Raw genomic sequence first — 12,417 nt, 5'->3', positions numbered from 1 at the left:
TTTATAAACCCTGCTGATATTTTTCCAACAATGCTTTTTTGTCGGTTTTGTGGTTGGTGCTGACTGGAATTTCATCAATGTGAATAAATTCAGACGGCATCATGTAAGACGGTAAATTTTGTACTAATGCGTCTTTGATCGCCTGAGTATCTGCACTTTGCTTGGCTGTATAGAAACACACCAAACGCAATACTGCGCCTGTGTTGCGCTTCAAAGCCACTACTGCCACATTATCAAAGGCAAATTCCTTAAGGTTAAGGATTTTTTCTTCAATTTCTGAAAGTTCGATACGGTAGCCATTGAGCTTAATCTGCTCGTCTTTACGGCCTTGTACATAGAACAATCCATTTTTTTCAAAACCATAGTCACCTGTTTTATAAGTACGGTTATCTGCACTGTGTACTACCAAGCGTTTGGCATTTTCAGTTTCGTTGTTCAGATAGCCACGCATTACATGGTTGCCGCTAATCCAAATCTCTTCGTCAACAATCTCTAATTTGGAATTAAGCACGGCAACGCCTACAGGCAACTCTTCTTCTGCCGCCAGCATATCAGGTGTAATATCAACGTAAGTTGTTGCTACAGTTGCTTCAGTCGGACCATAGGTATTGATAACGCGGACACCGGGAAATTTTTGAAAAATCATATTTACTACTGGTTTGCCAAGTTTTTCGCCACAGAACAAAAATTCTTTCAAACTCGGTAAAGTAGCCTGACTGCATTTAGGGTTAAGCAGCTGCTGCATGGCAAAAGAAGGCGTGGAAACCCAAGTAGTAATTTGTTGTTTGGCCAAAAAATCAATCCAGGTGGCAGGATTAGAAATAGCATCACGACTGTTCATGACAATGCAACCACCGTAAGCCAAGTTGCCAAAGATTTCGTACATTGACAAATCAAATGCAAACGGAGCCTGATTCATAAACACATTAGGTGCGGCTAAATTAAGCTGCTCTTTCATCCATTTCATCAGGTTGAATACAGCTTCACGACCGATTTGCACACCCTTAGGTGCGCCGGTTGTTCCTGAAGTAAACATGATGTAAGCCAAATCTTTTTCAGCCAGCTCTACTTCTTCGTCAGTCTGCTTTTCAAAAGTTTGCGTTGCCGAACGGTACACAAAGCGTGCCTTCGACAGTTGGCAGATATTGTTCAGACGGCTTTCAGGATAAATACTATCCACCGGAATAAAAGGGATTTTGTTTAATAAGCAGGCATAAATTGCCACTGCAAAATCAATTTCTTTATGGCCGTGCAACACCAGAGGAATGTTTTTGGTAATATCTGCTATGCTTTTGTAAGCCTCGATAAATGCGGCTATTTTTACGCGCAACTCTTCCCAAGAACATTCCTGAGTATCATTAACTAACGCTTTTCCCGAAGTTTGGCTGAAACGGTATTCCAAAAAATCATCAAGATTTTGGAATTCATTTAATTGTTTCATGATTTAGCCTTTGTAATTATTTTCAACATATTGAATGATATTGGCTGAGTTTGCCAAAATATCAACCAGTTGCTCAAACGGCAAATCAACATCAAATTTTTGTTTGATGGCCATAACCAAATCCATTGCGCTCACAGAATCAATAAGTCCTGTAGACAACAATTCTTCATTTGCTGACACTTGTTTTTGTGCAACTTGTGAAATCAACGCCAAAACTTCGTTAGATACTGACATGGTAAGATCCTTTTATTAAAATTGAAATGATAACGCTTTGCACCCTGTGCATAACACTGTGATTATCCCATATTTTTTTACTTTTCAGGTAACTAAATATACAATATCCAAATAAAGCAATCCCTCTTTGACAACATTTACATCAGGTTATCTGAAAGCGTGTTTGTATTTTCAGCCAACCGATTTCACGACTTCCAAACACAATTTTAATTAAGGAAAACCAATGACTATTCTTATCACCGGCGGTACCGGTTTTATCGGTTCTCATACCGTTGTTTCCCTGTTGAAATCAGGCTTTAATGCCGTGATTTTGGACAATTTGTGCAATTCGTCTGCCAACATCCTCCCGCGCTTGGAAAAAATTACCGGCAAGTCTGTGCCTTTTTACCAAGGGGATATCCGTGATCGTGAAGTGTTGCGTCAAATCTTTGCAGAACACGAAATTGATGCCGTCATCCATTTTGCCGGCTTGAAGGCAGTCGGTGAAAGCGTGGCCGAACCAATGAAATACTATGACAACAATGTGTTGGGCAGCTTGGTTTTGGCTGAAGAAATGGCGCGTGCCGGCGTATTTAAGATTGTATTCAGCTCATCGGCTACGGTTTACGGCGATCCGGGTAAAGTGCCTTATACGGAAGATATGCAACCGGGGGATACGACCAGCCCTTACGGCACGTCGAAGTCTATGGTGGAGCGCATTTTGACGGATATCCAAAAGGCCGATCCGCGTTGGAGCGTGATTTTGTTGCGCTATTTCAACCCTATCGGTGCGCATGAAAGCGGTTTGATCGGCGAGCAGCCAAACGGTATCCCAAACAATCTGCTGCCTTATATCTGCCAAGTGGCTTCAGGCAAGCTGCCGCAGTTGTCTGTTTTCGGCGATGACTACCCTACCCCAGACGGTACGGGCATGCGCGACTATATCCATGTGATGGATTTGGCGGAAGGCCATGTGGCGGCGATGCAAGCGAAAAGCGATGTTTCGGGCGTACATCTGTTTAATTTGGGTTCGGGACGTGCTTATTCGGTATTGGAAATCATCCGTGCCTTTGAAGCGGCCTCCGGCTTGACCATTCCGTTCCAAATCAAACCGCGTCGTGATGGCGATTTGGCCTGTTTCTACGCCGACCCTGCCTACACCAAAGCGCAGACCGGTTGGGAAACCAAGCGCAATTTGGCGCAAATGATGGAAGACTCATGGCGTTGGGTCAGCAACAACCCAAATGGCTACGACGATTAAGTTGACCTGATACAGGCCGTCTGAAAGAGATGTTTTCAGACGGCCTCTTTATCTGAAAAACACACTTTCTGTCTGCTATAATCCATTTATATTTTTTGGCTATCCTCTGAAATTTATGAAAAAAATCCTTGTTACCGGTGGCGCGGGCTTTATCGGTTCTGCCGCTGTCCGTCATATTATCCAAAACACCCAAGACTCTGTCGTCAATGTCGATAAGCTGACTTATGCCGGCAATTTGGAATCTTTGACTGAGGTAGCCAATAATCCTCGCTATGCTTTTGAGCAAGTAGATATTTGCGACCGTGCAGAACTCGACCGCGTATTCGCACAACACCAGCCAGATGCCGTGATGCACTTGGCTGCGGAAAGCCATGTCGACCGCTCTATCGATTCGGCAGGCGAATTTATCCAAACCAACATCGTCGGTACATTCAATCTGCTTGAAGCGGCCCGAGCCTACTGGCAACAAATGCCGTCTGAAAAACGCGAAGCCTTCCGTTTCCACCATATTTCTACCGATGAAGTCTATGGCGATTTGCACGGCACAGACGATTTGTTTACCGAAACCACGCCATACGCGCCGTCCAGCCCTTACTCTGCCTCTAAAGCGTCCAGCGACCACCTCGTCCGCGCATGGTTGCGTACATACGGTTTGCCAACCATCGTAACCAACTGTTCCAACAACTACGGCCCCTACCATTTCCCGGAAAAACTCATTCCTTTGATGATTCTGAACGCGCTTGACGGCAAACCGCTGCCTGTTTACGGCAACGGTATGCAAATCCGCGACTGGCTGTTTGTCGAAGATCATGCCCGCGCGCTATATCAGGTTGTTACCGAAGGTGTTGTCGGCGAAACCTATAATATCGGCGGCCACAATGAAAAAGCCAATATTGAAGTCGTCAAAACCATCTGCACCCTGCTGGAAGAGCTTGTTCCTGAAAAACCGGCCGGCGTGGCGCGTTATGAAGATTTGATTACTTTCGTACAAGACCGCCCCGGCCATGACGTGCGCTACGCCATCGACGCCGCCAAAATCGGCAGAGAGCTGGGCTGGAAACCGCAGGAAACATTCGAATCCGGCATCCGCAAAACAGTGCAATGGTATTTGGACAACAAAACCTGGTGGCAAAACGTATTGAACGGCAGCTACCGTTTAGAACGTTTAGGCACCGGAAAATAAGTTTTCAGACGGCCTGTTCCCATATTAGGCCGTCTGAAAATCACGCAAACACACACTACTCAGGAGAAAACCCATGAAAGGCATCATCCTTGCCGGCGGCAGCGGCACACGCCTCTACCCCATTACGCGCGGCGTATCCAAACAACTGCTACCCGTGTACGACAAGCCCATGATTTATTATCCCCTGTCCGTATTGATGCTGGCAGGAATCCGCGATATTTTGGTGATTACCACGCCCGAAGACAACGCCTCTTTCAAGCGCCTGCTCGGCAACGGCAGCGATTTCGGCATTTCCATCAGCTATGCCGTGCAACCCAGTCCGGACGGTTTGGCACAGGCATTTATCATCGGCGAAGAATTTATCGGCAACGACAATGTTTGCTTGGTTTTGGGCGACAATATTTTCTACGGCCAATCGTTTACGCAAACATTGAAACAGGCCGCCGCCAAGACCCACGGCGCAACCGTATTCGGTTATCAGGTCAAAGACCCAGAGCGTTTCGGCGTGGTTGAATTTGACGAAAACTTCAACGCCCTGTCTATCGAAGAGAAACCGCAACAGCCCAAATCCGATTGGGCGGTAACCGGCTTGTACTTCTACGACCGACGCGTCGTCGAGTTCGCCAAACAAATCAAACCGTCCGCCCGCGGCGAATTGGAAATTTCCGACCTCAACCAAATGTATTTGGAAGACGGTTCATTGTCGGTGCAACTTTTGGGACGCGGTTTTGCATGGCTGGACACCGGTACTCACGAGAGCCTGCACGAAGCTGCTTCATTCGTCCAAACCGTGCAAAACATCCAAGACCTGCAAATCGCCTGCCTGGAAGAAATCGCTTGGCGCAACGGTTGGCTTTCCGATGAAAAACTGGAAGAGCTGGCGCGCCCGATGGCAAAAAACCAATACGGCCAATATTTGCTGCGCCTGTTGAAAAAATAATGTTTGAGGCCGTCTGAAACTTTTCAGACGGCCTTTAGATGAAAGATAAAATGATGAACATCATTGATACCGCCATTCCTGACGTAAAACTGCTTGAGCCCCAAATCTTCGGCGACGCGCGCGGCTCTTTTATGGAAACCTTCCGCGACGAGTGGTTCAAAACCCAAGTCTGCAACCGCACCTTCGTGCAGGAAAACCATTCCAAATCCAGCAAAGGCGTATTGCGCGGCCTGCACTATCAAACTGAAAACACACAAGGCAAACTCGTGCGCGTGGTTGTTGGCGAAGTATTCGACGTGGCCGTCGATATGCGTAAAGACTCCCCTACTTTCGGCAAATGGGTAGGCGAAATTCTGTCCGCAGAAAACAAACGCCAACTGTGGGTACCCGAAGGTTTCGCACACGGCTTCTATGTACTGAGCGATGAAGCCGAGTTCGTCTATAAATGTACAGACTATTACAACCCCAAAGCCGAACACTCGCTGATTTGGAATGATCCGACCGTCGGCATCGACTGGCCGTTACAAGGCGAGCCGAACCTGTCGCCTAAAGACTTGGCAGGCAAAGTATTGGCTGAAGCAGTCACGTTTTAAGACTATTCAGGCCGTCTGAAAGAATGTTCCTCTTTTCAGACGGCCTACAATCCATTAATAACAATAATCGACGAAAACGCATTGTGAAAAACGCCTACATCCCCTCTCGCGGCATCCGCAAAATCCCCCATCTCTCCACCCTATTGCCCGAGTTTCATATCTGCAAAGATGGAAAAGGAGCAGAGGCTGTTGTCGGCTGGGGTTTGCGCCCGACGACACACAAAGCGCGTGCGTTTGCCGCCGAACACCAGCTTCCCTTTATTGCTTTGGAAGACGGCTTTTTACGATCGCTCGGACTGGGCGTCGCCGGTTATCCGCCCTACTCCATCGTCTATGACGACATCGGCATCTACTACGACACCACCCGTCCTTCGCGTTTGGAACAACTGATTCTCGCCGCCGATACCATGCCGTCTGGAACCTTGGCTCAGGCGCGACAGGCGATGAATTTCATCCTGCGACACCACCTGTCCAAATACAACCACGCGCCCGAGCTTTCAGACAATCATCCTTTACGTTCCCCATCCAAGCCTGAAACTGTCCTCATCATCGACCAAACCTTCGGCGATATGGCCATCCAGTATGGCGGCGCAGACGCCTCTACGTTTGAACTGATGTTTCAGACGGCATTGAATGAAAACCCGCAAGCCGATATCTGGGTAAAAACCCATCCCGATGTTTTGTGCGGCAAAAAACAAGGCTATCTGACACAGCTGGCGCAGCAACACCGCGTCCATCTTTTGGCAGAAGACATCAATCCGATTTCTTTGTTGCAAAACGTCGATAAAGTTTATTGCGTTACCTCGCAAATGGGTTTTGAGGCGCTTTTGTGCGGCAAACCGCTGACCACTTTCGGCCTGCCGTGGTATGCCGGATGGGGCGTAAGTGACGACCGCCATCCTGAAATCAACCGCCTTGTCCAAACCCAGCGCCGCGCTCCCCGCAACTTGCTGCAGCTCTTCGCCGCAGCCTATCTGCAATACAGCCGCTACCTCAACCCCAATACCGGCGAAGCAGGCTGCCTCTTTGATGTCATCGACTATCTGGCGACGGTCAAACGCAAAAACGACAAATTGCGTGGCGAATTGTATTGCGTCGGCATGTCTTTGTGGAAACGCGCGGTTGCCAAACCGTTCTTTAACGTACCCTCATGCCGTCTGAAATTTATCTCTTCCACCCAAAAACTGGCCGGGGTCAAACTGTCCAATGATGCACGCATCCTTGCCTGGGGCAACGGCAAAGAGGCCATCGTCCGTTTTGCCGAACAACGCCACATCCCCCTGCTGCGGATGGAAGACGGCTTTATCCGTTCGGTCGGGCTTGGTTCTAATTTAGTCCCGCCGCTGTCGCTCGTTACCGACGATATGGGTATTTATTTCAACGCCGAAACCCCGTCCCGTCTTGAACATATCCTGCAAAACCAAAACTTCGACAATCAAGACTTTCAGACGGCTTTGAAACTGCAAAAAATGCTGACCGAAAACCACATCAGCAAATACAACGTCGGCAGCTCGGACTTTACTGCTCCATCAACCGACAAAACCGTGATCCTCGTTCCCGGTCAGGTTGAAGATGATGCATCTATCCGCTACGGTTCGCCCCAAATCTACCGCAATCTGGATTTGCTCCGTACCGTACGCGAACGCCATCCCGATGCCTATATCATCTACAAACCGCATCCCGATGTCGTCAGCGGTAACCGCATCGGCCATATCTCCCCTGAAGATACGGCACGATATGCTGACCAAACCGCCGAACAAGCCGACATCCTGACTTGTCTCCAACACGCAGACGAAGTTCACACCATGACTTCGCTGACCGGTTTTGAAGCCCTGTTGCGCGGCAAAAAAGTCAGCTGCTACGGCCTGCCTTTCTATGCAGGCTGGGGGCTTACCCAAGATCTGCTCCCCATTCCGCGCCGCAGCCGCAGGCTTGAGCTTTGGCAGCTGATCGCCGGCACGCTCATCCACTATCCCGACTACATCCACCCCGAAACCCATCAGGCCATCAATGCGGAAACCGCTGCCCAAATCCTGATACGACAAAAAAATATGCAAAAAAACAACAACGGATTACATCGCGGGTACTTTGCCAAAAAATTAGGTAAAGTCAAACAACTATATCGATCTTTTAAATAAATGCCATCAAAATTAACAATGCGTCATAAACCGGCTTCAATTGCGGCATCATTGCCTTTGCATCGTTAATACGCTTGGCGTATGCTTAAAAGTTCAACCCAAAACTATTACACAAAAAACAAAATCACATTGCGACATGAAACAGCCCGTCCTCCAAAACAACCTGCAAAGCCTGCTTGAAAGCGCAGAAAACATCCTGCTGCTTCAAGGCCCTGTCGGCGATTTTTTTCAGCGCCTCGCCGACTGGCTGACCGCAAACGGCAAAACCGTGCATAAATTCAACTTTAATGCAGGCGACGACTATTTTTATCCGCCTACTCAAGCGCATACCGTTGCGTTTAACGACAGCTACGATGCCTTTCCCGAATTTTTGCAAAAATACATCATTCAACATCACATCCAGGCCGTTGTCTGCTTTGGCGACACACGTCCCTACCATCTCCTGGCCAAACGAATTGCAAACGAAAACCAAGCCAGTTTCTGGGCATTTGAAGAAGGCTATTTCCGCCCCTACTACATCACATTAGAAAAAGACGGCGTCAACGCATTTTCCCCGTTGCCGCGCCGTACCGACTTTTTTTTGGAACAATTCCCCAAGCTGGCCCAGCAAGAATACAAAGCGCCGACGCCGGTACGCGGCGGGTTTATGCCCATGGCCAAAAACGCCGTCCGTTACTATATCGAATTGTTCCGCAACCCGAACAAGTACCCGAACTACATCCACCACCGCGCATCCAATGCCGGCCATTACCTCAAACTGTGGTCGATCTCCATCCTCAAGCGTTTGAACTACTATATTGAAGACATCCAAATCGCTAAACGCGTGGAGGCGGGCAAATACGGCAAGTTTTTTATTGTTCCCTTGCAGGTATTCAACGACAGCCAAGTCCGCATCCATTGCGACTTTTCCAGCGTCCGCAGCTTCCTGCTCCATGTTTTGGCCTCCTTTGCCGCGCACGCGCCTGCCGATACCAACCTCATCATCAAGCATCATCCGATGGACCGCGGCTTTATCGACTACTCGCGCGACATTAAACGCTTTATCAAAAAACACCCCAAACTCAAAGGCCGTATCACTTACGTCCATGATGTCCCCCTGCCCGTTTTCCTGCGTCACGGCCTTGGCATGGTTACCATCAACAGCACCAGCGGCCTGTCCGGATTAATCCACAACATGCCTGTCAAAGTCCTCGGCCGTGCCTATTATGATATTCCCGGCATTACTGACCAGAATACCTTGGCAGAATTTTGGAATCATCCGACACCGCCTGACAAAGAGCTGTTCCATGCCTACCGTATGTACCACCTCAACGTGACCCAAATTAACGGCAACTTCTACAGTCAGGTGTTTTTTCCCAACAAAAACACCTCCGACTCTTCCACACCGACAACCTGATTTAGCGAAAGAAAAGTTCAGGCCGTCTGAAAACATTTCAGACGGCCTGAAACAATCAATACCTTGGCTACTGCCATGTAAATAAAACACAAAAACCTGCATTTATCATTAACAATAAATTACAAAAACAGTATAATGACCGAGCTGTCATAAGCGCATACCGACTCAATCTGGGCCCTTTGTAACGCACAAAATATGGATGTACCCCTAGGCAAAACAATATAACAAGCCAAGCATCCTAAAGATACGCCAGCAAGGCAATACACTCTGCAAAACTATGCCGAGCAATATTTTTACAAAGCCATCGACCGGCATCGCCGCCTATATGCCGCAGCATCCGTCTTCCACTTTATATCCGCCCGCAAACCATGACCGCCGCTCCTGATATCCTCTACCGGCAAGCCGCCGCCCTTTTGGAACAATCCCATACTGCCCAAGCCCTGCCCCTGTTGCAACAGGCGGCAGAGCAGGGTTATGCGGAAGCTGCTTTCGCATTGGGCAACCATCTGCTGCAAAACGGCCAACCGGAGCAGGCACTTTCATGGTTGGAAACCGCCGCGGCCCAACGCCATCCCAAGGCACTCTTTACCCTGCTGCAACAACGCGAACACAACGGCACCCCGACCGGACAGCTTCTTAACGAATACGCCTGGCTGGGTGAGCAAGGTCACCCCGAAGCCCAATTAATCCTCATGCGTTACCACGCGCAACGCAACGATCCACAATCCCTCTACTGGGCGGAGCTTGCCGCCGCCCGATATGCCGCGCCTGCGTATTACCATCTGGCACGCCATCATCAACGCCAAGGCGACGTTGCGACAGCCATCGAACAATACGAAAAAGCGGCCGCGCTCGGCGTGACTGCCGCCTGTTGGCAACTCGGTCAAATCTACTTCTACGGCACGGGTATCCATCCAAACCACGCACAAGCCGAACATTATCTCGAACAAGCCGCGCAAGCCGGCCATATCGCTGCACAAACCCTACTGGCCGACCTTCTTGCCGCCCAACGCCGACCCGAAGCCTTGGAATGGTATCGTCGTGTCGCCGATAAAGAGCAAGCGGAAGCTCAAGCCAAGCTGGCCCAATATGCCCTGACCGGCGAACTTTCCGAACGAGACCCGTTCCAAGCGGCGCGCTATGCCAAAGCCGCCGCCGAGAAAAACCATCCCGAAGCCCTGAAAATCATGGGCGACCTCTACCGCTACGGCCTCGGCATCAAAGCCGACAACCATGTCGCACATGCTTACTACCACCATGCCGCCGCGCTGGGTTCTGCCGCCGCCGCACAAAAACTCATCAGCGATGCCGCGCTGTACCATCCGCAACAATACGAACAAATCAAAACAGCCGCCCTGCAACAGCAACAAACCGAGACCGCATACCGTTTGGCTGAAGCACAAGCCCGCGCCATCGGCCGTCCTGCCGACTACAATGCCGCGCGCAAAAATTACATGGAAGCAGCCGAGTTCCATCATAAAAATGCGGCGGCAGCCTTGGGCCGCATCTACCATTACGGCCTCGGTACGGCGCAAGACCCTCGGGCGGCCGCCCACTGGTACGCCATCGCTGCCGAACAAAACCACCCTTCCGCCCAATACCACCTTGCCTGTTTCTACTATCACGGGCAAGGTGTAAGCTGCCATGTTCCGACTGCCTGCTACTGGCTGCAGGCCGCCATCGGCAACGGGCATACCTCGGCCGGGTTATTAACATCCCTCTTGGAACAATGGCGCCGCGAAGCGCATCATGCCATCGGGGAAAAGGCCGTCTGAAAAGATTTACACACGCATTTTTTGACAATCTTTAACTATTCCCCTAATATTTGCCAGTTATTTTTCACGGACAAGCCATCGTTTTCATTTCTTTCCGGAAACACCTTGTCCGCGCATCAATACCATGACACTCGGCGGATAACGCCAAGCGTTGAAACACACTGCATCCGGAAAGAAACGGATACTCGGAAAAACATTTCTAGGAGGTGAAACAACATGGAATGGGAATTCAACAGTTATTACACACTGATTGCCGCCACGCTCGTGTTGCTGGTTGGTAAATTTCTGGTTCAAAAAATCAAATTCTTAAGAGACTTCAATATTCCCGAGCCGGTCGCCGGCGGTTTGATTGCCGCTATCGTCCTGTTCGCCCTGCACGAAGCCTACGGCGTCAGCTTCAAATTTGAAAAACCGCTGCAAGATGCGTTCATGCTCATCTTCTTTACATCCATCGGTTTGAGTGCTGACTTCTCCCGTTTGAAAGCGGGCGGTTTGCCTTTGGTTATCTTTACCGCCGTAGTGGGTGCATTCATCATCGTCCAAAACTTCATCGGTGTCGGCTTGGCGAGCGCATTGGGCTTGGATCCGCTGATCGGCCTGATTACCGGTTCGATTACCCTGACCGGCGGTCACGGTACCGCCGGTGCATGGGGTCCTGACTTTGAAAGCAAATTCGGCCTGACCGGCGCAACCGGCTTAGGTATGGCTTCTGCAACATTCGGCCTGGTATTCGGCGGCCTGATCGGCGGTCCCGTTGCACGCCGTCTGATCAACAAAATGGGCCGTAAACCTATCGTCAAAACTGCCAAATCCGACGACAACGATGCTACTGACGACATCTTCGAACAAGCACAGCGTACCCGCCTGATTACGGCTGACTCCGCTGTCGAAACGCTCGCGATGTTTGCCGCATGTTTGGCTTTTGCCGAAATTGTCGACAGCTACGACAAAGCCTTCTTCGACCTGCCTAAATTCGTATGGTGTCTGTTTGCAGGCGTGGTCATCCGCAACGTCCTGACTGCCGCCTTCAAAGTCAATATGTTTGACCGTGCCATCGACGTATTCGGTAACGCCTCCCTGTCCCTCTTCCTGTCTATGGCTCTTCTGAACCTGAAACTGTGGGAATTGACCGGTCTGGCAGGCCCTGTGACCATCATCTTGGCCGTACAAACTGTCGTGATGATTCTGTACGCAACCTTCGTTACCTACGTCTTCATGGGTCGCGACTACGACTCTGCCGTATTGGCGGCAGGCCACTGCGGCTTCGGTTTGGGTGCTACCCCGACTGCCGTTGCCAACATGCAGTCCATTACCCAAACTTTCGGTCCGTCTCACAAAGCCTTCTTGATTGTGCCTATGGTGGGTGCGTTCTTCGTTGACTTGCTCAACGCCGCCATCCTCTCCGGCTTCATCAGCGTCATCAAAGGCTGATACGTCCGACATAGAAAAGCACTTGCCGCATTTACTTGCTGCAAGT

General features: G+C 49.9%; 10 protein-coding genes. 8 read left to right on the top strand and 2 right to left on the bottom strand.

The genetic code is table 11. The features are described 5' to 3' along the window. Position 1: 1 nt before the first annotated feature. Together O3661_RS00830 and O3661_RS00825 are read right to left on the bottom strand one after the other, a co-directional pair. Positions 2-1,441 (bottom strand): AMP-binding protein, encoded by a 1,440-nt coding sequence (locus tag O3661_RS00830; protein ID WP_004519078.1) that lies wholly within the window; start codon positions 1,439-1,441, stop codon positions 2-4. Positions 1,442-1,444: 3 nt separating this feature from the next. Beyond that, complete coding sequence (locus O3661_RS00825; protein ID WP_003747973.1) at positions 1,445-1,675, bottom strand: acyl carrier protein; 231 nt, start codon at positions 1,673-1,675, stop codon at positions 1,445-1,447. 223 nt (positions 1,676-1,898) lie between these two features. Between O3661_RS00825 and galE the strand changes: the two genes are divergently transcribed. From galE to gltS, 8 genes are all read left to right on the top strand, one after another. Beyond that, positions 1,899-2,915 carry a UDP-glucose 4-epimerase GalE gene (galE, locus tag O3661_RS00820; RefSeq protein WP_371491973.1) on the top strand — a complete coding sequence of 339 codons (1,017 nt, stop codon included), beginning with the start codon at positions 1,899-1,901 and terminating at the stop codon, positions 2,913-2,915. A gap of 115 nt (positions 2,916-3,030) precedes the next feature. Then, entirely contained in the window at positions 3,031-4,098 is a 1,068-nt protein-coding gene (gene rffG, locus O3661_RS00815; protein WP_371491972.1) for a dTDP-glucose 4,6-dehydratase, read from the top strand. 73 nt (positions 4,099-4,171) lie between these two features. Continuing rightward, the gene (gene rfbA / locus O3661_RS00810; protein WP_371491971.1) at positions 4,172-5,038 is read left to right on the top strand and encodes a glucose-1-phosphate thymidylyltransferase RfbA; all 867 of its coding nucleotides are present in this window, start codon (positions 4,172-4,174) and stop codon (positions 5,036-5,038) included. 53 nt (positions 5,039-5,091) lie between these two features. Next, positions 5,092-5,631 carry a dTDP-4-dehydrorhamnose 3,5-epimerase gene (gene rfbC / locus O3661_RS00805; protein ID WP_371492062.1) on the top strand — a complete coding sequence of 180 codons (540 nt, stop codon included), beginning with the start codon at positions 5,092-5,094 and terminating at the stop codon, positions 5,629-5,631. Between the two features lie 23 nt (positions 5,632-5,654). Then, positions 5,655-7,769, top strand: coding sequence for a capsular polysaccharide biosynthesis protein (locus O3661_RS00800; RefSeq protein ID WP_371491970.1), 2,115 nt, complete (start codon positions 5,655-5,657; stop codon positions 7,767-7,769). Positions 7,770-7,905: 136 nt separating this feature from the next. Further along, positions 7,906-9,165: a capsule biosynthesis protein gene (locus tag O3661_RS00795; RefSeq protein WP_371491969.1), complete on the top strand. Its 1,260-nt coding sequence runs from the start codon at positions 7,906-7,908 to the stop codon at positions 9,163-9,165. A gap of 368 nt (positions 9,166-9,533) precedes the next feature. After that, positions 9,534-10,940 (top strand): tetratricopeptide repeat protein, encoded by a 1,407-nt coding sequence (locus tag O3661_RS00790; protein ID WP_371491968.1) that lies wholly within the window; start codon positions 9,534-9,536, stop codon positions 10,938-10,940. Positions 10,941-11,156: 216 nt separating this feature from the next. Continuing rightward, a complete protein-coding gene (gene gltS, locus O3661_RS00785) occupies positions 11,157-12,371 on the top strand; it encodes a sodium/glutamate symporter (protein ID WP_371491966.1) in 1,215 nt (404 codons plus the stop codon). Positions 12,372-12,417: the final 46 nt, after the last annotated feature.

Source organism: Neisseria sp. 20925_1_37 (assembly GCF_041433255.1).
GTDB lineage: Bacteria > Pseudomonadota > Gammaproteobacteria > Burkholderiales > Neisseriaceae > Neisseria > Neisseria flavescens_D.
This window is presented reverse-complemented; position numbering and strand designations above follow the sequence as displayed.